The organism is Acidocella sp., assembly GCF_035535915.1.
In the GTDB taxonomy this organism is placed as follows: Bacteria; Pseudomonadota; Alphaproteobacteria; order Acetobacterales; family Acetobacteraceae; genus Acidocella.
On record NZ_DATLPB010000108.1, the window covers coordinates 80,912 to 101,328 of the forward strand.

General features: G+C 64.6%; 16 protein-coding genes. 6 read left to right on the forward strand and 10 right to left on the reverse strand.

The annotated features are described in order from the left end of the window. Positions 1-175 precede the first annotated feature (175 nt). From VNC39_RS14315 to yghU, 3 genes are all read left to right on the forward strand, one after another. On the forward strand, positions 176-1,582 hold the full coding sequence (locus VNC39_RS14315) for a cytosine permease (RefSeq protein ID WP_325400326.1): 1,407 nt from the start codon (positions 176-178) through the stop codon (positions 1,580-1,582). Positions 1,583-1,755: 173 nt separating this feature from the next. After that, entirely contained in the window at positions 1,756-2,268 is a 513-nt protein-coding gene (locus VNC39_RS14320; protein WP_325400327.1) for a hypothetical protein, read from the forward strand. Positions 2,269-2,463: 195 nt separating this feature from the next. Further along, complete coding sequence (yghU, locus tag VNC39_RS14325) at positions 2,464-3,342, forward strand: glutathione-dependent disulfide-bond oxidoreductase (RefSeq protein WP_325400328.1); 879 nt, start codon at positions 2,464-2,466, stop codon at positions 3,340-3,342. 66 nt (positions 3,343-3,408) lie between these two features. Here the strand turns inward: yghU and VNC39_RS14330 are convergent, their stop codons facing one another. Next, on the reverse strand, positions 3,409-3,939 hold the full coding sequence (locus VNC39_RS14330) for a glycine cleavage system protein R (protein ID WP_325400329.1): 531 nt from the start codon (positions 3,937-3,939) through the stop codon (positions 3,409-3,411). A gap of 377 nt (positions 3,940-4,316) precedes the next feature. On the opposite strand from VNC39_RS14330, the gene VNC39_RS14335 reads away from it, so the two are divergent. Beyond that, a complete protein-coding gene (locus VNC39_RS14335) occupies positions 4,317-5,210 on the forward strand; it encodes a pirin family protein (protein ID WP_325400330.1) in 894 nt (297 codons plus the stop codon). A gap of 300 nt (positions 5,211-5,510) precedes the next feature. Here the strand turns inward: VNC39_RS14335 and VNC39_RS14340 are convergent, their stop codons facing one another. From VNC39_RS14340 to VNC39_RS14360, 5 genes are all read right to left on the reverse strand, one after another. Beyond that, positions 5,511-6,902 (reverse strand): aldehyde dehydrogenase family protein, encoded by a 1,392-nt coding sequence (locus tag VNC39_RS14340; RefSeq protein WP_325400331.1) that lies wholly within the window; start codon positions 6,900-6,902, stop codon positions 5,511-5,513. Between the two features lie 2 nt (positions 6,903-6,904). Then, complete coding sequence (locus VNC39_RS14345) at positions 6,905-8,551, reverse strand: acetolactate synthase large subunit (protein WP_325400332.1); 1,647 nt, start codon at positions 8,549-8,551, stop codon at positions 6,905-6,907. 121 nt (positions 8,552-8,672) lie between these two features. After that, positions 8,673-10,856, reverse strand: coding sequence for a catalase/peroxidase HPI (gene katG, locus VNC39_RS14350; protein ID WP_325400333.1), 2,184 nt, complete (start codon positions 10,854-10,856; stop codon positions 8,673-8,675). A 310-nt stretch (positions 10,857-11,166) separates the two neighbouring features. Then, the gene (locus tag VNC39_RS14355; RefSeq protein WP_325400334.1) at positions 11,167-12,210 is read right to left on the reverse strand and encodes a cytochrome d ubiquinol oxidase subunit II; all 1,044 of its coding nucleotides are present in this window, start codon (positions 12,208-12,210) and stop codon (positions 11,167-11,169) included. A gap of 51 nt (positions 12,211-12,261) precedes the next feature. Continuing rightward, positions 12,262-13,698 (reverse strand): cytochrome ubiquinol oxidase subunit I, encoded by a 1,437-nt coding sequence (locus VNC39_RS14360; protein ID WP_325400357.1) that lies wholly within the window; start codon positions 13,696-13,698, stop codon positions 12,262-12,264. Positions 13,699-13,808: 110 nt separating this feature from the next. Here VNC39_RS14360 and VNC39_RS14365 point away from each other — a divergent pair, with 110 nt between their 5' ends. Beyond that, positions 13,809-14,000: a hypothetical protein gene (locus VNC39_RS14365; RefSeq protein WP_325400335.1), complete on the forward strand. Its 192-nt coding sequence runs from the start codon at positions 13,809-13,811 to the stop codon at positions 13,998-14,000. Between the two features lie 143 nt (positions 14,001-14,143). Here VNC39_RS14365 and VNC39_RS14370 read toward each other — a convergent pair whose 3' ends face one another. Then, the gene (locus tag VNC39_RS14370; RefSeq protein WP_325400336.1) at positions 14,144-14,392 is read right to left on the reverse strand and encodes a hypothetical protein; all 249 of its coding nucleotides are present in this window, start codon (positions 14,390-14,392) and stop codon (positions 14,144-14,146) included. A gap of 247 nt (positions 14,393-14,639) precedes the next feature. Between VNC39_RS14370 and aqpZ the strand changes: the two genes are divergently transcribed. Continuing rightward, positions 14,640-15,383 (forward strand): aquaporin Z, encoded by a 744-nt coding sequence (gene aqpZ, locus VNC39_RS14375; RefSeq protein WP_325400337.1) that lies wholly within the window; start codon positions 14,640-14,642, stop codon positions 15,381-15,383. Between the two features lies 1 nt (position 15,384). Here aqpZ and VNC39_RS14380 read toward each other — a convergent pair whose 3' ends face one another. Genes VNC39_RS14380 through VNC39_RS14390 form a run of 3 tightly spaced genes read right to left on the reverse strand, consistent with a single transcriptional unit; the run spans position 15,385 to position 20,413 of the window. Next, positions 15,385-17,805 (reverse strand): penicillin acylase family protein, encoded by a 2,421-nt coding sequence (locus tag VNC39_RS14380; protein WP_325400338.1) that lies wholly within the window; start codon positions 17,803-17,805, stop codon positions 15,385-15,387. 32 nt (positions 17,806-17,837) lie between these two features. After that, positions 17,838-19,085 carry a CaiB/BaiF CoA transferase family protein gene (locus tag VNC39_RS14385; protein ID WP_325400339.1) on the reverse strand — a complete coding sequence of 416 codons (1,248 nt, stop codon included), beginning with the start codon at positions 19,083-19,085 and terminating at the stop codon, positions 17,838-17,840. A gap of 5 nt (positions 19,086-19,090) precedes the next feature. After that, on the reverse strand, positions 19,091-20,413 hold the full coding sequence (locus VNC39_RS14390; protein WP_325400340.1) for an MFS transporter: 1,323 nt from the start codon (positions 20,411-20,413) through the stop codon (positions 19,091-19,093). Positions 20,414-20,417: the final 4 nt, after the last annotated feature.

Genomic DNA, 20,417 nt, shown 5'->3' on the forward strand with positions numbered 1-20,417 from the left:
ATAACATGCAGGCTGCACCCTCCGTCGTGGCGCGCGATTTCGACGTATTTCGGGCATCTCGATTCCGGCGGCGGCGTCCGATGTCGCGGAGCGGCGAAAGAAACGGCGAAAGATCTGAGACATGGAAGGATTTTTATATCGCTTCCAAGAGAAAAGTTGGGGCGACGTCCAGAGCGTGGACCCCATACCCGAGGCCGGCCGAGATTCAACCGGGCTGCAGCAGATGTGGATCTGGAGCGGGGCCAATATCACCCCCCTCAACTGGTCGCTCGGCGCGCTGGGCATCATCCTCAAGCTCGGCTTATGGGAGACCATCGCCGTCATCGTCGGGGGCAACCTGATCGGCTGCGCGATTTTCGCGGCCTTCACCGTGATCGGCCACAAGACCGGGGTCAACCAGATGGTGCTCTGCCGCGCCGCGTTCGGGCGGCGCGGCGCGTATTTGCCGAGCGCACTGATGTTCCTCACGGCCCTGGGCTGGGTCGGCGTGAGCACCTACTTCCCGGTCCGAATCGCGGTCGCCCTTCTCGGCCAGTTCGGGATTGCCGATAGCTGGCTGACCAACCTCATCGTCATCACCCTGGTGATGGCGCTGCAAGTCTCGATCGGGGTCTACGGCTTCCACGCGATCCGCACCTTCGAGACATACTCCGTGCCGGTCATCGCCGCGCTCATGGCGCTGATGAGCATCCTGGCCTGGACCCGGCCGGGAACCGTCGATTGGGGGCTGACGACCACGCTGGCCCCCGGCCCGCATTTTGCCATGCTGACATTGCTGATGACGGCGATCGGGGTGGGCTGGGGACTCTCCTGGGTAACCTGGGCCGCCGACTATTCCCGTTTCGTACCGCGCAGCATCTCCGCGGCGTCGGTATTCTGGTACAGCTATATCGGGATGTTCGTGCCGACCGTGTGGCTGGCGATCCTCGGCGCCACCATCGCCACCGTGACGCCGGGCACCGACCCGGCCCGCATGGTCAGCGCCATATTCGGCGGCGTCACCAGCCTGCTGGTGCTGCTGCTGGTGCTGCACGGCCCGATCGCGACCAATAGTCTCAACGTGTATTCGGCCGCGCTGGCGGCACTCAGTGCGGGCGTCCGCGTCTCGCGCGCCACGATGGCAATGATTGCCGGCGTCATCGGGTATCTGGTCACGATCTACTTCGTCTTCGTGCCGTCCTTTGCCAAGGCATTCGACAACTGGATGGTCAGCCTGCTGCTTTGGATGAGCCCCTGGGCGGGCGTCGTGCTCGCCGATTTCTTCATCAAGCGCCGCGGCGTGATCGATGTTGCCGCGCTCTATCACCCGCCCGAGACGAGCATTTACGGCGACATCAACCGCGACGGGATCGGCGCGTTTCTCGTCGGCCTGGTCGCCGGCTGGTCGGTGCAGAACGGGCTGGTTCCCGCCCTGCAGGGGCCGATTTCCACCAGGCTCCTCGGCGGCGCGGATCTGAGCTGGCTGGCCGGGATCGTCTTCGCCGGGGCCACTTATCTCGCTTTCAGCGGGCGCTCGGCTCCTCGTGGAACGGCCGGATTGCGGGGAGAAGAAAAAGCGCCTTTGGGCAACAAACAGGATTGACGCCAACCTCGCCGTTTTCGTAACAATAATGACAGTTCACGACGATCATGACCGGCTCACTTTCCAAGGCACGGGCGTTCTTCGCGCTCTTATGGAAATCAGCCGCAACGAGCTGATAAAAACGCGAGTCAATCGCTGACGCGATGCGCCGCTCTCGGCAGGAGGCATCCGATTTGAACCATCTGGCATCCGCAACCTTATCGCTTGCGCTTCTGGCCTCGCCCGCCATCGCGCAAACCAATAACAGCCCGTGGGTCAATCACTATCCCACCGATCAAATCGACGGGGTCAACGGGTTTTTCAACACCCCCTGGATCAGTGAGCTTCTGGACAAAATCCTGAGTCCGACCGACCTGAAACTTCTCGCCGACACATATTCCAGAGACGCCCTCATCCGCGAAGTCGATGACTGGTTGGTCATCGATAATTGCATGCCGCGCGAATGCGGGACTCACGCTTTCGCCTTCGTGGACACGACGAGTCCGAACATCGTCGTCGTGTTTCGCGATGCCGTTCCGATCAGCGATCCCAAGCTGATCGCTTCCGACCCGATGCAGTCAAGCCAGTATTCCCTGGTGACGCGTGTCTATGGCACCGAGGATCTCTCGCAACTCCCGAGCGACCTCGTTGAACGGGTATTCAGCGACGGTTTGGTCCTGTTATCGTCCAAGCCGCCGCAAGGATGACGCCGCCCGCGCGGCCCGGCTGACGGCGATATAATCCGGCGGAAACCACAGGCTTAACAAGGCGTTGGACGATGGCGCCCGCACGCCGGGCCGAACCTGCCGGTGCTGCGTCTTCGAAACGCGGCGGATCTCGTCTATGGTTCTAACGATCCACCCTTTGAGCCCTCGGGCTCCCCGTTATCCGGAGAATCATCCATGACCGAGCCATCGGACTACACACCGCCGAAAATCTGGACTTGGAACAAGACGAACGGCGGCCGCTTCGCGAACATCAATCGCCCGGTTTCCGGCGCGACCCATGAGAAGGAGCTTCCGGTCGGCCGCCACCCCTTGCAGCTTTATTCACTGGCGACGCCTAACGGCGTGAAAGTGACGATCATGCTCGAGGAATTGCTGGCAGCCGGCCATACCGGCGCCGAGTACGACGCCTGGCTGGTGAGGATCGGCGAGGGCGAGCAGTTCGGCAGCGGCTTCGTCGCGGTGAACCCGAATTCGAAGATTCCGGCGCTCCTGGACCGCAGCGGGCCGACGCCGATCCGGGTCTTCGAATCCGGCGCGATCCTGATGCACCTGGCGGAAAAATTCGCCGCCTTCCTCCCGAAAGATGTGGCGCAGCGCGCCGAATGCCTCTCCTGGCTGTTCTGGCAGATGGGCAGCGCGCCGTATCTGGGCGGCGGCTTCGGCCATTTCTACGCCTACGCGCCGACCAAAATCGAATACGCCATCGACCGCTTCGCCATGGAAGTAAAGCGCCAGCTCGACGTGCTCAACCGCCGCCTCGCCGACAACAAATACATCGCCGGCAACGACTACACCATCGCCGACATGGCGATCTTCCCCTGGTATGGCGGCCTCGTGAAGGGCTGGCTGTACAACGACTCCGCCGAATTCCTCAGCGTCCAGGAATATGCGCATGTGCAGCGCTGGGCGGACATGCTGCTCGAGCGGCCCGCCGTGCAGCGCGGCCGCATGGTCAACCGCGTGATGGGCGAGCCCGCCAGCCAGCTGCATGAGCGGCACGATGCCAGCGATTTCCTGACCAAGACGCAGGACAAGCTCGCGGCCGCCAATTAAGCCGCAGACAGGCGGCGCGATGCCAAGGCCCTCGCCGGCCTTATCGTCGCGCCGCCGCGACCCGGATCAGGCGCTTTCGCCGGCGCTGGCCGTGAGGTCGACCATGATCTCGTCTGCAAGCCGTTCGAGGGCCGCCTGCACCGCCTCGATGGAGATTCCATCGGGCACGTGAAGCCGCGCCGCCGCCCGGAACATCACCTCGCCGGTGAAGGGCGCGCTTTCGATGGCGCTGCTGAATTCCTCGATATTGACGCCGAGCTGGCTCAAGGCCTGGGTAACGTCGCGCACGATGCCCGGCCGGTCATGGCCGATCAGATGCAGCTCAAAGCTCCCGTATCCGGTCGCCGCCGGCGCGGCGCGGCTGGTCTCGACCGTGATCCTCAACCCCGCGGCTTCGAGATTGCGCAAGGCAGCGACAAGGTCGGCTTCGTTCTGCGCCGGCACGCTGACCAGCACGATCCCCGCGAATTCCCCGGCGAGATGCGCCAGACGGCTCTCCAGCCAGCTTCCGCCGGCTTCGGTGATCGTCTCGGAAAGTGTCTTCACGAGGCCGGGCCTGTCGGGCCCGATAAACGCCAGCACGAGGGAGGCTGTCATTGCGCAGCTCCTGGGCAAGATCGAACCAAACTGTCCCGGACATCGCCATTACGGACAGCGCCTTGAGGGATCGGCATTTTTTCGGTCATAGCATTTTCGGCGTCTTTTCCCTGTTCCGTCAAGGGGTTTACCCGGCTTCGCACCCTTGACGAAACAGGGAAAAGACGCGGACGCTCGGGATCGGAACAATGGCTGCACGTAGCCGATCTGAGACCGCCGTTCAGCCCCCCGCTGCCGGTCGGCGCCAACAGGGTGTGGCACCTGCCGGCACGGGTCCCGCCTGCCAGTAATATCTTGACCGCGCCGCCGCCCGCGGCGCACCATCCGGAGAGATCAAGGCCGAAAACCTCGACGGCGGCACCGACAGGAGAGCGAACATGATCGAAATGGTGATCGAACAGCGCCGGCGCAGCCTGGGCGGCGGCCTGGAAGTCGGGCGGGTGCTGCCCTTCGCGAAACGGCGGATGGTCGGCCCTTTCGTCTTTTTCGACCATATGGGGCCGCTCGACATGGCCCCCGGCGTCCCGGCTTCGGTCGATGTGCGGCCGCATCCCCATATCGGGCTGTCCACCGTCACCTATCTGTTCTCCGGCGAGGTCATGCATCGCGACAGCGTCGGCTCGCAAACGCCGATCCGCCCGCATGAGGTGAACTGGATGACGGCGGGCTCCGGCATCACCCATAGCGAACGCTTCGAGAAGGCGCGCGCGCAAGGCGACCGCCTGCACGGCATCCAGGCCTGGGTCGCGCTCCCGCAAGCCGAGGAGGAAACCAATCCGTCCTTCTCCCACCATGAAGGGGCGGACCTGCCGCAATGGAGCGACGCCGGGGTCCATGGCACGCTCATCGCCGGTACCGCTTACGGCCTGTCGGCCGGCGCCCGCACCCTCTCGCCGCTGTTTTACGCCCATCTCGATCTGGAGCCGGGCGCCGTTGCCGAAATTCCCACCGGCCACACCGAGCGCGCGGTCTATATCGCGGCCGGCGCGGTCGAGTTGGACGGCGCGCGCTACGAGGCCGGCAAGATGCTCGTGCTGTCCGGCGACGCTTCGAGCCTGCGCGCGGCCGAAGCTTCGAAGGTAATGGTGCTGGGGGGCGAACCGTTGGGCGAACGCTATCTGTACTGGAACTTCGTGTCGTCCTCGAAGGAACGGCTGGCGCAGGCGGCCGCCGACTGGCGGGCCGGGCGCATGAAGCTGCCCGACCTCGACCATGACGAATTCATCCCGCTGCCCGACGAGCCAGCCCCGCCCGCGCCGTCCTTTTCGTAAGAGGCTGTCCCGGATCGGCGTGTGCGGCAGCCTTTTTCATAAGGCTCCAGACCTTGAAAATGCCCTGTTCGCCCTGGCATTGATGGATCATCATTCTTTCGATCATTGCATTTTCCGCGCGTTTTCTGCGTTCAGTCAAGGGCGCGAAGCGCCGCCGAAGGCGGTAAACCCTTGACTGAACGCAGAAAACGCGAAGACGCTCAGGATCGAAACAATGACAAATTGTATGGCGATCATGGGCTACCCAAAACGCCCCGGCGCTGACGGGCCAGCGCGCCACCAACCAGTAGCCTTCGTCATTCACTCGGTCTGACGGAACACCAGCATCTTCTCTTCAGACATCTCATCCATCGTCGGGCGGATGCCGCCGACGCCATAGCCGGATTGGCGGCGCCCGGCGAACGGCATCCAGTCGGTGCGGAACGCGGTGTGGTCGTTGACCATGACCGCGGACGCATCCAGCCGCCGCGCCGCCCGCAAGGCCGGGCCGATATCGGTCGAGAACACGCTGGCCTGGAAGGCGAAGGGCAGTGAATTGGCGATGTCGATCGCCGCGTCGAAATCCTCAAAGCCATAGACGCAGGTCACGGGACCAAAGATTTCCAATTGCGACACTTTGGCATCGGCCGCCGGGTCCACGAGAATCGCGGGCACCAGCGTGGTCTCGGAATGGCGCCCGCCGCCGATCAATTGCGCGCTGCCCTGCACCGCCTCATCGATCCAGCCGCTCACGCGATCCGCCTCGCGGGGGAGAATCAGGGGACCGACCTCGGTCTCGGCCAGCAGCGGGTCTCCCACCCGCAACGCCTGCACCCGCGCCGCCAGACGCGCGACGAAGTCGGCCTTGATGTCGTTGTGCGCGAAAATCCGCTGCACCGAGACGCAGACCTGGCCGGCATGGTAATAGCCGCCTTTGACGATCGGCTCGATGATGCGGTCGAGCCTGGCGCTGCGGTCGATGATGACCGGCGCCGCGCCGCCATGCTCAAGCGCGCAGCGCGTGCCCGGGGGAAGCTTGCCGCGCAGATACCAGCCGACACGGGCGGAGCCGATGAAGCTGAGGAACGCGACGCGCGGGTCCGTGGCGAGCCGCTCGGCCAGAGCCGTGTCCTCGGTGATGAGGGTCTGGCACCATGGCTCCGGAAGGCCCGCCTCGCGCAGCAGGGCGACCAGTTCCAGGCAGGAAAGCGGCGTCGGCGACGCCGGCTTGACGATCACCGCGCAGCCGACCGCGATGGCCGGCGCGACCTGATGGATGATCAAATTGAGCGGATGGTTGAACGCCGAGATCGCGGCGACCACGCCGATCGGCTCTTTGGTGGTGAACGCAAAACGGCCGTCGCTCGCCGGCGTGAGCCCCATCGGGATCTCCCGTCCGGCGAAATTGCGGATCTCCTCGGCAGCATTGCGCAAGCCGTCGGCCGCGCGGATCGCCTCGACCCTGGCATCCGTCAGCGGCTTGCCGCCCTCCTGCGCGATAAGACGCGCGAACGCGTCTACCCGCTCACTCAACAGCACGGCGGCGCGGCTCAGAATCGCGCTGCGCTGATACGGTTTCAGCGCGCCGTCGCGGTCCTTCATCAGCCGCGCGGCGGCCGCCAGCTTGGCCTCGAGCGCGGCTTCGTCATCGGCCGGGACCTCTTTGATCGGCGCCCGGTCATAGGCCTGAACCACCTGATAGGTCTGGGACATGATCAGGCCTCCTTCGTCACCGGCAGCTGCTGCGCCAGCTCATCGACCAGCACCCGTTTGTTTTCCGAATAATCGATCGGGACGATGACGAGATGCACGCCGCCGCCGGCGAACGCCGCCTCCAACGCTGGGGCGAGCTCGGCGGCATTGTTCACGCGCGTTGCCTGCGCGCCATAGGCCTCGGCATAGCGCACGAAATCGGGGTTGCCGAAAGTCATGCCGTAATCAGCGAAATGATCGACCGCCTGCTTCCAGCGGATCATGCCGAATGCATGGTCCTCGATGATCAGCACCACGAGGTTGAGCTTGAGCCGGACCGCCGTCTCCAGCTCCTGGCTGTTCATCATGAAGCCGCCATCGCCGCACACGGCCATGACGCGGCGCTGCGGGTAGAGCAATGCCGCCATCATCGCCGAGGGCAGCCCGGCGCCCATCGTCGCCAGCGCATTGTCCAGCAACAGCGTGTTAGCGACCCGGGTGCGATAGTTCCGTGCGAACCAGATCTTGTACATGCCGTTGTCCAAAGCGAGGATGCCGTCCGGCGGCATGACGCCGCGGACATCGTGCACCAGGCGCTGCGGCGTCAGCCGGTCCTCGGTGGCGCGGGCGGCGATCCGGCTCAAGATGCCTTCGCGGAGCGGCAGCAGCGCCTGGGCATGCGGAATCTTGCCTTCGATGCGGTCGGCCAGCAGCCGCAGCGAGGGCCCCAGATCGCCGATGATTTCGGCCTGCGGGAAATAGACCTGCTCGACATGCGCCGGCTGGTAGCCGACATGGACGATTTTCGGCCCGTTCCGGCCCATGATGAAAGGCGGCTTCTCGACCGTGTCGTGACCGATGGTGATGATGAGGTCTGCGCGCTCGATCGCCTCATGGACATAGTCGCGCTCGGAGAGCGCGGCGGTGCCCATATAAAGTTCGCTGCCGCCGGGCACGGTGCCCTTGCCCATCTGCGTGGTGAAATAGGGGATGCGGGTGCGCAGCACGAACTGCGCGAGGTCCGATGTCGAGCGCGGCCGCGATGCCGCGGCGCCGAGCATCAGCAAAGGCTTCTTGGCCTGCAGGATCATCTCGGCCGCCCGGTCGAGCGCGTCCGCATTCGCCACGGGCAACTCAACAGGATGCGGCGGCACCAGCGGCACCGGCTCGCAGGTGGCGGCGGCGATATCTTCGGGAAGTTCCAGATGCACCGGCCCGGGCCGCTCTTCCTGCGCCACACGGAACGCATCCCGCACCAAGGTCGGGATCATCGCCGGCGAGACGATCTGGCGCGACAGCTTGGTCAGCGGCCGCATCGAGGCCACGACATCGACGATCTGGAACTGCGCCTGCCGCGACGACAATATGCCCTTCTGGCCGGTGATGATGATCATCGGCATGGCGCCGAGCAGCGCGTAGGCCGCACCGGTCGAGAAATTCAGCGCGCCCGGCCCCAGCGTGGCGATACAGACGCCCGGCTTGCCGGTGAGCCTGCCATAGGTCGCCGCCATGAAGGCGGCCGCCTGCTCATGCCTTGTGATGATGAGGCGGATCGAGGAATGGCGGATGGATTCGACGACGTCGAGATTTTCCTCCCCCGGAATGCCGAAAATGCGATCGACGCCCTCGTTCTCAAGGGCGGCGACGAGAAGATCCGAAGCTTTGACCATGAACAGCCTCCTTGCTGGCGGAAGACGCCGTAAGAACTGGGCATACAAGAAAAGCCCCTTACGGGGCTTTTCTCTCAAGCGTTTTTTTCATGAATTCGGCGCTCTCACCGCCGATTCGCCCTCAACCGCGCAGATCGAAGCGGTCGAGGTTGGTCACCTTGGTCCAGGCGGCGACGAAGTCCTTGACGAACTTCTCCGTGGCGTCGGTGCTGGCATAGACCTCGGCCAACGCGCGCAGCACCGCGTTCGAGCCGAACACGAGATCGACGCGCGTCCCGGTCCATTTGGCCGTATTGGTCTTGCGGTCATAGCCCTGGAACAAGGTCTTGGCATCGGAAGTCGCCTTCCATTGCGTGCCCATGTCCAGCAGGTTGACGAAGAAATCGTTCGTCAGCACGCCCGGCCGTTCGGTGAGAACGCCATGCGCGGACCCGTCGAAATTGATGTTGATCGCGCGCAGACCGCCGACCAGCACGGTCAGCTCGGGCGCGGTCAGGGTCAGCAATTGCGCCTTGTCGATCAGCGCCATCTCGGCGGGCACCGCGAGGTTGGCCTTCTCGTAGTTGCGGAAGCCGTCCGCCGCCGGCTCGAGGCCCGCGAAAGACGCCGCGTCGGTCTGCTCCTGCGAGGCGTCCGCGCGGCCCGGCGTGAACGGCACCGTCACGTCGTGGCCGGCTGCCTTCGCCGCCTGCTCGACGCCCGCATTGCCCGCCAGAACGATCAGGTCGGCCAGCGAGAGCTTCTTGCCGCCGCGCGCTTCCTCGTTGAACGCGCGCTGGATGCCGGTCAGGACTTCCAGCACCTTGGCCAGGCGGTCAGGCTGGTTGACCTCCCAATCCTTCTGCGGCGCGAGGCGCAGGCGCGCACCATTGGCACCGCCGCGCTTGTCGCCACCGCGGAAGGTGGAGGCCGACGCCCAGGCGGTGCCAACCAGTTCGGACACGGTGAGGCCCGATGCCAGAATTTTGGCCTTGAGCGCGGTGATGTCCGCCTGGTCGATCAACGGATGAGTGACCGCGGGCACCACGTCCTGCCAGATCAGCTCTTCCTTCGGCACTTCCGGGCCCATGTAGCGGGCGCGCGGGCCGAGATCGCGGTGGGTCAGCTTGAACCAGGCGCGGGCGAAGGCCTCGGCGAAGGCCTGCGGGTTCTCCAGGAAGCGGCGTGAGATCTTCTCGTAGATCGGGTCGACGCGCAGCGACAGGTCGGTGGTGAGCATGGTCGGCTTGCGCTTCTTGGACGGGTCGTGCGCATCGGGGATGACGAAATCGGCGTCCTTGGCTTCCCACTGGATGGCGCCGGCCGGGCTGCGGGTCTGCACCCATTCATACTTGAACAGGTTCTCGAAGAAGAAGTTGCTCCACTGCGCCGGCGTCTGCGTCCAGGTGACTTCGATGCCGCTGCCGATGGCGTCGCCACCGCTGCCGGTGCCGTAATTGCTGATCCAGCCGAGGCCCTGGGCTTCCAGATCTGCGCCTTCCGGGGCCGGCCCCTTGTGAGACTCGGGCGCGGCGCCGTGGGTCTTGCCGAACGTGTGGCCGCCGGCGATCAGCGCCACGGTTTCCTCATCGTTCATCGCCATGCGCGCGAAGGTTTCACGGATGAAGGCGGCGGCGGAAAGCGGGTCGCCGTTGGCGTCCGGGCCCTCCGGATTCACGTAGATCAGGCCCATTTCCGTGGCCCCGAGCGGCTTCGGAAGAGCATCGAGGGTCCGGTGGGCCAGCCAGGTGGTCTCGGAACCCCAGTTCACGTCCTCGTCGGGTTCCCAGGTGTCTTCGCGGCCGGCGGCAAAGCCGAAGGTGCGGAAGCCCATGGTCTCCAGCGCCACGTTACCGGTGAGGATCAGCAGGTCCGCCCAGGAAATCTTCTGCCCGTATTTCTGCTTGATCGGCCACAGCAGGCGGCGGGATTTGTCGATGTTGACGTTGTCCGGCCAGCTATTGAGCGGCGCAAAACGCTGCTGGCCGCGACCAGCGCCTCCCCGGCCGTCGGCGAGACGGTAGGTCCCGGCGGCATGCCACGACATGCGGATGAATTGCGGACCATAATGGCCGAAATCGGCGGGCCACCAATCCTGCGAATCGGTCATCAGCTTGCGCAGGTCATTCTTCAGCGCCTCGTAGTCGAGCGTCTTGAATTCCTCGCGGTAATTGAATGCCTGGCCCAGCGGGTCGGATTTGGACGAGTGCTGGCTCAGCAGGTCGACACGCAACTGGTTCGGCCACCAATCGCGGTTCTGGGTCCCCTCCCCGGCCATCGGCTGGGAGGCCTTCCCTGAGAACGGGCACTTAGCTTCAGTTGTCACGGACTATTCCTTTCAGTGTCGAGAGGACGAAATAACGGCGAAGGCGGCATAAAAACGATGCTCCAGGAGGATATGACGTATTGGGCATTTTCCAAGGGTGGCGTGCCAACGATCGTGCAGATAATCCACGTCCGTCTTGTGCCGCTCAAGTGGCCTGCCCCCCGGACGCCGTCATTTCGGGTCGGGGGTCCGCCGGCTCACCGCCAGAAATCCGCACGACTCGCCCCTCCCCCTCATCGCCGGGACCCGCGATGCCAACGGCCGCGCCAGGAGGGGGTGGCCCGGTTTCAAGCCCCTGGGCATCCGCGTCTCAGTGATAGCCCGCCAGAGCGGAGATGCGCTCGCGGAACACCCAGATCTGGTAGGCGTTGTACATGATCATCACCGGGAAGAAGCCGCCCATGGCGAGGGTGAAGGTGAACAGCGACACTGACGGGCTGGCCCCCGCATAAATCGTCCAGGTTCCCGGAATGAGCCACGGGTAAAGCGTCACCATGAAGGAGACCGCCATGATGCCCAGCGCCACGATGAACCAGATCAGCGCCGCCAGATCCCGGTCGCGGTTAGCGGCCATGCGCATCCTCCCCACCGCGACGATCACCGCGAGCAGGACGATCGCCCAGATCCAGAAATTCGGCCCCAGCCATTTACGCGCCGCCCAGGGGAAGATCGCCATGCTGTAAATGACCGTGATCACCGCCGTGGCCAGCGCCAGATAGAAGATCACATTGCTCCATCGCGCCGCCTGACGGCGGATCGGCTCGCCATGATGGAAGCGGGCGCGGATGAACAGCACGCCGCCGAGCGTCACCGCGACCACCGAGGCGATGCCGGTCCAGACGCTGAAGGGCGAGATGAAGCGCAAGGCGCCGCCCACATAGGTCGGCACGGTGCCGGCCTCATGCGTCAGCGGGAACCCTTTCATTACCGCGCCGAGTGCCATGCCGCCGAAGAACGCGACGGTCAGGCTGGAGACCCCGAAGGCATAATCGGAAAAACGCTGCCAGCGCGGTTCGGCCAGATGCCGGAACTCCAGCGCCACGGCGCGGGTGATCATGCCCCACAGCGCCAGGGCCAGCGGCACCAGCAGATAGCTGAAGGCCGAGCCGTAGACGAAGGGAAAGGTCGCGAACAACACGCCGCCGGCGACGATCAGCCAGGTTTCGTTAGCGTCCCACGTGCCCGCCATCGCCGCCATGATCGCACCGCGCTCATGCTCATTGCGCACGAACAGCGAGAACACGCCGGCACCGAGATCGGCACCATCCAAAACAACGTAGACCACCACGCTGAAAGAGAGCGCGATCCACCATGCGAAGGTAACAATGCTCTGGATCTGGGTTAGATTGTCCATGATTGCATGTCCTGTCATGGGGCCAGCCACTGCGCAGCCGGCCGGTTAGACCTACTTGACGAAGGAGCGATCGGCGAGCGGATTGTGCAGCGGCGATTCCACATGGCCGAGCGGCTGGTGGCCTTCCTGCACGACGGGGCTGTCCATGTCGGGGCCCCGGCGCATCACCTTGGCGAAAAAATACCAGGTGCCGCCCCAGACCGTGAGCTCGAAGATCATATAGCCAACCAGCCAGAAAGCCGCCACGGCGACGCTCATGCGGCTGACACCCTGCGCGGTGGTCATCATGCCATAGACCACCCAGGGCTGGCGGCCGATCTCGCGCGTCCACCAGCCGGTCCAGATCGCGATATAAGGCAGGAAGCCGCACAAGATGGTGAAGCGCAGGAACCATTTCTGGCCGATGATGTGCTCCACCGCCATCTTTCCGCGCAGGACGAGCCAGAGTCCCCACAGCGCCAACAGGAAGATCGCCGCGCCGGCGCCGGCCATGATGCGGAACGCATAGAACGGGATCAGCACCGGCGGCCGATCCTGCGGGGCGAAGGAATCCAGCCCCTGGACCTTGCCGTTCCAGCTACGCGTCTCAAGGAGACTCAGCACATGGGGAATGGTAAGGGCCCAGGCGGTGCCGTCATTGTTGGCGTTCGGCCAGGCCACGACATGCCAGCCGGTATTGACCGAGCCGTCCGGATTGAGCGTGTGGTAATGGCCTTCCAGCGCCGCCAGCGCCGCCGGCTGGTTCTTCGCCACGTCCTGTCCGAGACTATCGCCAAGCCAGATTTGCAGCGGCGCAACGACGATCAGCGCCAGCACGGAATATTTCAGCGCGCGCTGAAACAGCGCGACATTGCGACCCTTCAGCAATTGCCAGGCCGAGACCGCGGCGGCGAAACACAGAGACAGCTCGATCGCCGCCACTTCCATATGTGGGACACCGAAGATCGCATTCGGGTTGAGGATGGCCGCCCCCCAGTCGACAACCTGGAAAAAACCGTTCTTGTACACCACGCCGGCGGGCGTCTGCATCCACGAATTCGCCACCAGAATCCACCAGGCCGAAAGGCTGGAGGCAATCGCAACGTTCGCGGTGGCGAACAGATGCATCTTCTTGCCGATCTTGCCCCAGCCGAACACCATCAGCCCGACAAAGCCGGCCTCGTACATGAAGGCCGTGATGGTCTCGTAGCCGAGGATCTGCCCGAGGAAGGGGCCGGCCGCCTGCGAGAACGGACCATAAAGAATCCCGAACGCCATCTCCATGGTGATGCCGGTCGCCACACCGGCGCCGAAATTGATGATGAACAATTTCTCGAAGAAGCGGGTCAGCCGGTACCAATGCTCGTCATCGGTGCGGACCCAGCGCCATTCCGAATAGAACAGCAGCAGGGACAGCCCGATGGTCAGCGGCGGATACAGGATATGCAAGGAGGTGATCCAGGCAAAATCCAGCCGCGATAAAAGAAGCGAAAGCGCGGTATTTTGCATCACGAATACTCCGGTATCTGGGCCTCGCCCGCCTTAAAGCGACGAAGCCAAACGCCAACGATTGTGATCAGCGAGCCATTCTCCGGCTCTGGGCATGACCATCGCGGATCATGCCCCACCCGGCCGCCGATGCGATCGACGCCAGCCAAAAACTGACCATTCCAAGCAAAAGCTGCGACACGGCGGCGCGCTCCTGCGCCGGCGGGCTGAAGACGGTGATCGGCACGCCGCCCAAGCCATTCAGGAATCATGCGCAGACCGGCGGTCTTTCCCATTGCAGAGAGAAGACGTTCATTTTCTGAACAAGACGCAAAACTCTTCCTCCGCTTTTGAAGGAACTCGTTTAGACCGCTGAACATTAGGGAACTCTTTCGGTGAAGCCAATATTCAAATCATCGCGGTCATCGCCGTTTGCCGCATGGGACCCAACCGATGCTCCGGCAGGTCATGCGGCCGGCGCGCGGCAGATACCGCCGCGCGACAGTCGAAACCCGCCACCGGCGCCATCGGATCTCCACAATGTGTCGCCGATATGCCGCGCGCAAAGAACCGCAAAAATAATGTGATTTTCGCCGATACCGGCGTCGCGCTGCGAGGATTCCGATGCGGCGGCCAAAAATACGTTCTCAACGCGTGATTTTTGATGCATAACAACACCCCTCAAATCTCGCCTCAGCACGGCGAGCACGTCCATCTTATCGCGACATACGGCACGCATGTTCGTGCGCCGGAATTTTTCACTGTTTTGTCTTGCGCAGTCTTCGCCGGCATCGAAGTGGCCCGCAGCGGATCCCCGTCTTGTGTCGGAGTAGCCAGCGACAGCAACGCATCCGCAGCAAACCGAATGATCAATGATCTTACCGTGCGCCCACGCTGATGCGTGGCAGGCACCATAACGGCAGCACACGCGACATGGTGGACATCGAATTTTGGAGGCGGTTATGAAACCTTACATAGCGGAACTGGTGGGTACGTTCGTTCTGGTCCTGGGCGGTGTCGGAAGCGCCGTACTGGCCGGAAGCCATATCGGGTTTGTCGGCGTCGCGTTCGCTTTCGGCCTGTCCTTGCTCGCGATGGTCTACACGATCGGGCCGATTTCCGGTTGCCACATCAATCCTGCGGTCACCCTTGGATTATTTCTCGCCGGCAAATTCCCGGGGACGCGCGTTCCCGGTTATTGGGCCGCACAGATCATCGGCGGGATCGCCGCCGCTGCCATCCTGTATCTGATCGCCGAAGGGCAGCCGCATTTCAGCGCCGTGATCGGCGGGTTCGGCAGCAACGGCTATGGCGTGCGGTCGCCGGATCATTTCACGCTGGGCGCGGCGTTCCTCGCGGAAATCGTGATGACCACCTTCCTGGTGCTGACCGTTCTGGGCTCCACCGACATCAAGGCACCGGTCGGCTTCGCCGGCATCGCGATCGGCCTGGTCCTGACGCTGATCCACCTGGTTTCGATTCCGGTCGACAACACCTCGGTCAATCCGGCGCGCAGCATCGGCCCCGCGCTTTTCGCGGGCAGCGGGGCCATCAGCCAGCTCTGGCTGTTCATCGTCGCGCCCCTGATCGGAGGGGTCGTGGCGGCCGCAATCTATTTCATCATCCGGGCAGAGGAACCGCTGATCACGGTGAAGACCGCCGAACAGGCGCTCCCCTCGGAACAGGCGGAACGCCGCGGGTTCTGACTCAGTCGCGGCGCGCCGCGGGCGGCTCGAGCATAATCGCGCCGGCGGCAACCGGATTGGCGCCCAGGGTCGTGTTCTGGCCATCGCGCCACCGGTGGAGAAAATCCGCGGCGTGCCTGCTGAAAAGATTGCCGGATTCCCCCGGCGCGATCACGAACAGGCTGGCATCCAGGTTTGCCAGGTCGAAAACCGCGCGAAACTCAGGGCCGTTGACGGCGGTGAAACGCGTCTCGCTGGGATCGACCAGATAGGCGCCGGTGACATCGATGGTCATCGCATCGCCCGGGACGGGGATCGAGAATTTGCCGAAGCGGCCGATGACCGGCAAAGCCCCCAGGATCGCATGGGCGAAGTGGGCGGGATGGGCCTGCGACCAGCGCCAGGCCGAGGGGTCGCGCCCATAGGCGCCCGAGAGCGCGGCCATCGCGGTCTCGAGCGAGGCATGCAGCGCCGGGCCGCAATCGCCGGCGCACCACAGGCGCACCGCCGCCGGCGAGGCATTCGGGCCGAGCAAGGAGGGGAGGAAATCATCGACGACCGGGGCGGTTTCCGGGTCCAGGCCGTTGCGCCGCAGGATCTCGATGGTGAAGGCGCGCGTCCAGGCGCTGAAAATCAGCGGCTGCGGGCTGTCCGCCCCCATGTCACCGGACCAGCCCCGCAGCATGGTGAACGCAGGCGCTGCCGGGTCGCCGGGCGGCAGGGCCAGTGCCAGCAGGCGCGGCAGCATCGCCCGGGCGAACAGGCTGGTCGTGTCGAGCTGGATGCGCGCGAAGCTTGCCGGGGTTTGCGGCGTACCGCCGGCAAGCAGGAATTTGATGCGGCGGGCGCGCCAGTCGCCATAATTGTCGCGCGCGATGAACACGGGGAAATCGGGGCCGACGGTGGGATTGTTGGCGTTGATCAGCTCGCCGGAAGGCGGATCGAACGCGCGCGGCAAGGCGGCGCTGGTGACGAGGCTGGTCCAGTCATGCGCGCCATCGGCGCCGTCGACGGGAAACGTGCCGTCGCCTGCCTTGCGGAGGGGCACGCGGCCCGTGGTGTAGAAACCGATATGCGCCGCATCGGCGACCAGGAGGTTTTGCACCGGGCTGGTGATTTTCGCGGCCGCTGCCGCGACGGCCGCGACCGAGCCGGCGCGGTCGAGAGCCAGCAGCCCGTCGGCATCCGTGTCATGCGGGGCGAGATTGGCCATTGCGACGGCGAGCAGGCTCTTGCCGTCCCGGGTCGCGCCGATGACGGGCCCATGGCGCGTCTGCAGCACCGTCAGGGTCAGCGGGCGCCGGCCGAGGATTTTAATGATCTCGGTACGGCGCGCAAAAGGTTGCGGGCCGGTCGGCGTTTCGTAGTCTTTCCCGTCCGGCGTGGGATGCTCGATGAAGACATCCTGCACGGCCGCGCCGGTGGTGGTGAAGGTCCAGGCGATGTGGTCGTTATGACCGATGACCATGAAGGGAATGCCGGGCGCCGTGGCGCCGGCGAGCGTCCCGGACGGCGTGTCGATGCGGGCAAGATACCAGAGGCTTGGAAAGCCGAAGCCCAGATGCGGATCGCCGGCGAGCAGCGGATGCCCTGACGCGGTGCGATCGCCCGCGACGGCCCATTCGTTGGAGGCCTCAGCCGGCTGCGTGAAGGGTTCGGGGAAATGCCGAACCCAGCTCAAGGAGGCTTGGGCGGCGGCGGCAAGCGCCGGGGATGGAGGGGTGGCGAACGCCGCCGTTTCGGGCACTTCGTTCACCGAAGACGGCCACAAACCCATGATCTTATCAAGCGGCTGGCGGCGGCTGAGCGCCAGGCGCTCAAGTTCGAGGCGCCAATTGCCGGAGAGCCACAGACCGAGGATTTTCCCCCAGAGCAGGCTGTCGGTGATGGTCCAGGGCGCCGGGCGCCCCAGGAGCAGAAACTCCGGGGCCGCCAGCCGGCCCCGCTCGGCGATGTAGGCGTTCACGCCATCGGCGTAGGATTGCAGCATGGCGCGCGCCGCGGGCGAGAGGTCCGCGATGTCGTTCTGCGCGCTTTGGCGCAGCCCGAGGCGGCGCATTTCCTCATCATTCCCCAGTGCCGCGGGGCCGAGGATTTCGGCAAGTGTGCCGGACCCGGCGCGGCGCATGAGGTCCATTTCAAACAGCCGGTCGCGGGCGTGAAGATAGCCGAGCGCTTCAGCCGCGTCGGTGTCGGAGGCGGCGCGGATGAACGGGATGCCGTGCCGGTCGAAAATCACGGTAACGGGCGCGGAGAGGCCCGGGAGGGTGAAGCGGCCCGAGGCCGCCGGCAGGGTGCGGTTGAGCAGGAGGAAAAGGACGATGCAGGCCAGCAGCAACGCCCCTCCGGCGGCGAGGCCACGGCGAAGCCAGAGGAGGGGTCGTCGTTGCGCGATGGGCGGAAACTCCCCAGCTGCAAGCTTGTTGCGGTTGAATGAGACCATTCACTCAGAAGCGAACGGTCTCATTCGGGTCGTCAGATGATATTCTTCTCGCGCAGACGGGCCAGCGCTTCATCATCCAGCCCGCTCCAGCGCCGAAGGACTTCGTTCGTGTGCAGCCCCAGCGACGGCGGGGCGATCCGGTAGGACACCGGCGTCTCGGACAGGCGGACCGGGTTGGCGAAGACTTTCACCGGCACGCCGGAATCATGCTGCATCTCGACCACCGCCTGCCGCGCGATGATCTGCGGATCGGCGAACACGTCCTTCAACGTGTTGATCGGGCCGCAGCCGATCTTCAGGGCTTCGAGCTGGCTGATCCACCAGTTGGTGGGATGGGCTTTGATCACGGGCGTGAGCGCCGCCACCACGAGCTCGCGGTTGGCGACGCGCGCGGCGTTGGTGGCAAAGCGCGGATCGGTCGGCAAAGCGTCCAGACCGAAATTCGTGCAGAAGCGCGCGAAAGTCGGGTCGTTCCCGACCGAGAGAACGATGAAACCATCCGCGGTCGCGAACACCTGGTAGGGCACGATATTGGGGTGCTGGTTGCCCAACCGGGGCGGATTCTCCCCGGTCGCGAGGAAATTCATGCCCTGGTTGGCGAGCCAGGCCACGCTGGTGTCGAGCATGCCGATATCGATCTGCTGCCCCTGGCCCGTGCGCTCCTTGTGACGAAGGGCGGCGAGCACGCCGATGCACCCGTAGAGTCCGGCGAAAAGGTCGGCGATGGGCACGCCGACCTTTTGCGGCAACCCATCCGGCTCGCCCGTCAGGCTCATGATGCCGCCCATCGCCTGCACCAGGCTGTCATAACCCGGGCGCGCCGCGTAGGGGCCGGTCTGGCCAAACCCGGTGATCGAGCAATAGACCAAGCCGGGGAATTCTTTATGCAGTTGCTCATAGCCGAGGCCGTATTTCGCCAGCGCGCCGACCTTGAAATTCTCGACCAATATGTCGCATTGCGCGATCAGCCCGCGTGCGATCTCCTGGCCCTCGGGCTGGCTGATATCGAGCGTGACCGAATGCTTGTTCCGGTTGGCGCCCATGAAATAGGCGCTTTCATTCGTGCCGGGCATCACCGGCGGGGCGAAACCGCGCGTATCGTCCCCGCTGCCCGGCTTTTCGATCTTGATGATTTCGGCGCCAAGATCGGCCAGCATTTGCACACAAGTGGGGCCCGCCAGCACGCGCGTGAGGTCGAAGACCTTGATGCCCGCCAGGGGCCCCGTGTTCGCGGGGCCCGCGTTTGCGGCATCGATGTGAGCGGATGGATCAGACGTCATTCAAACTACTCCGGTAGGACCTGCCCGACGGTCTCGCGGCCGAAGGGGATGATCGCAAGGCCAAGCGCAAAGGCGATGGCAGTAAAGGCGACCGGCATGCCCAGCGTGCCGGCATGCGAGACCGCGGCGGCGAGCGCGAAATTCACGCCGGCGCCGACGAACCGGCCGATCGAGGTGCAGAACGCGAAGGCGGTGGCGCGAATCTCGGTGGGGAAAAGCTCCGGCAGCCAGAGGCTGAACATGGCGAAATTCGCCCCGCCGATGCCGAGGAAAAACAGCAGCACGAGAAACACCGGCAGGGCCGTCGGCGCCGGCAGATAAAATGCCCAGCCGAACGTGGCGATAATGGCCACGAACATGATCGCGAAAAACAGCGCGAGCGTTTTGCGGCGGCCCATGCGTTCGGCCATTGCCGGCAGCGCGAGGCAGCCGAGGATCGTGCCGATCGAGAGAATGGCCGTGCCGAGGGAGGCGATGCGCACCGCTTCCTTCTTCGCGATGCCAGCCTTGAGGGAGAGCTGGATCAATGCGGTCGGCTCATAAACGGCCCCGGCCCACAGCCCCACCACGGCGACCGTGAGCAGCGCGGACATCGCCAATGTCTGCCGGCGATAAGGCCCCTTGAAGATCGCGGCGAGCGGATGCGTCGCGGCCGTGGCGTGTTTCTTTTCCCACTTCGCGGTTTCCTTCACGCCGGTGAGAACGAAAATGGCGACCAGAACCGGCGTCAACCCGCACAGGAACATCGCGCGCCAGCCGAAATGCGCGCCGATCGTGAAATTCAGCGCCGCGGCGGCGAAGAAGCCGGCATAATAGCCTGACTGCAGATAGCCCGCGCCCATCTTGCGGCGGTCTTCCGGCCAGCTTTCGGCGACATAGGTGCCGGCCAGGGCCCATTCCCCGCCGATGCCGATTCCCGCGAGCAGGCGGAAAAGACCGAGTTCCCAGACATTCTGCGACAGAGCGGCGGCGCCGGTGAACACCGCGTAAATGAGGATCGTCGCCGCCAGCGTGTTTTTCCGGCCGAAACGGTCGGCAATCGGCCCCCAGATGAAGGAGCATCCCCAGCCGACGAGGAACAATCCGAACAGAATGGAGCCGATGAATCCCACCGAGGCCGGCGTGGCGGCAATGCCGGAGCGCGGCAGTAATTCGGTCAGCGCCGGCGCCAGCACCAGGGCATAAATGACCCCGTCCATGCCGTCGAGCATCCAGCCGAACCAGGCGCCCCAGAAGCCCTTGATCTGCGCGCCATTGAGCCTGGTCCGCACCGGCCGCAAGGGGGCCCGGAGCGCGCCCGCGCCCGCATCATCGGTGACTGTCTTCATCATA

Excerpts from the sequence above, each read along its gene's own strand:
- yghU (WP_325400328.1), top strand. The coding sequence starts at position 2,464 with ATGACCGAGCCATCGGACTACACACCGCCGAAAATCTGGACTTGGAAC.
- VNC39_RS14330 (WP_325400329.1), bottom strand. The coding sequence starts at position 3,939 with ATGACAGCCTCCCTCGTGCTGGCGTTTATCGGGCCCGACAGGCCCGGC.
- VNC39_RS14335 (WP_325400330.1), top strand. The coding sequence starts at position 4,317 with ATGATCGAAATGGTGATCGAACAGCGCCGGCGCAGCCTGGGCGGCGGC.
- VNC39_RS14340 (WP_325400331.1), bottom strand. The coding sequence starts at position 6,902 with ATGTCCCAGACCTATCAGGTGGTTCAGGCCTATGACCGGGCGCCGATC.
- VNC39_RS14345 (WP_325400332.1), bottom strand. The coding sequence starts at position 8,551 with ATGGTCAAAGCTTCGGATCTTCTCGTCGCCGCCCTTGAGAACGAGGGC.
- VNC39_RS14355 (WP_325400334.1), bottom strand. The coding sequence starts at position 12,210 with ATGGACAATCTAACCCAGATCCAGAGCATTGTTACCTTCGCATGGTGG.
- VNC39_RS14360 (WP_325400357.1), bottom strand. The coding sequence starts at position 13,698 with ATGCAAAATACCGCGCTTTCGCTTCTTTTATCGCGGCTGGATTTTGCC.
- VNC39_RS14365 (WP_325400335.1), top strand. The coding sequence starts at position 13,809 with ATGCCCCACCCGGCCGCCGATGCGATCGACGCCAGCCAAAAACTGACC.
- VNC39_RS14370 (WP_325400336.1), bottom strand. The coding sequence starts at position 14,392 with ATGGACGTGCTCGCCGTGCTGAGGCGAGATTTGAGGGGTGTTGTTATG.
- aqpZ (WP_325400337.1), top strand. The coding sequence starts at position 14,640 with ATGAAACCTTACATAGCGGAACTGGTGGGTACGTTCGTTCTGGTCCTG.
- VNC39_RS14380 (WP_325400338.1), bottom strand. The coding sequence starts at position 17,805 with ATGGTCTCATTCAACCGCAACAAGCTTGCAGCTGGGGAGTTTCCGCCC.
- VNC39_RS14385 (WP_325400339.1), bottom strand. The coding sequence starts at position 19,085 with ATGACGTCTGATCCATCCGCTCACATCGATGCCGCAAACGCGGGCCCC.
- VNC39_RS14390 (WP_325400340.1), bottom strand. The coding sequence starts at position 20,413 with ATGAAGACAGTCACCGATGATGCGGGCGCGGGCGCGCTCCGGGCCCCC.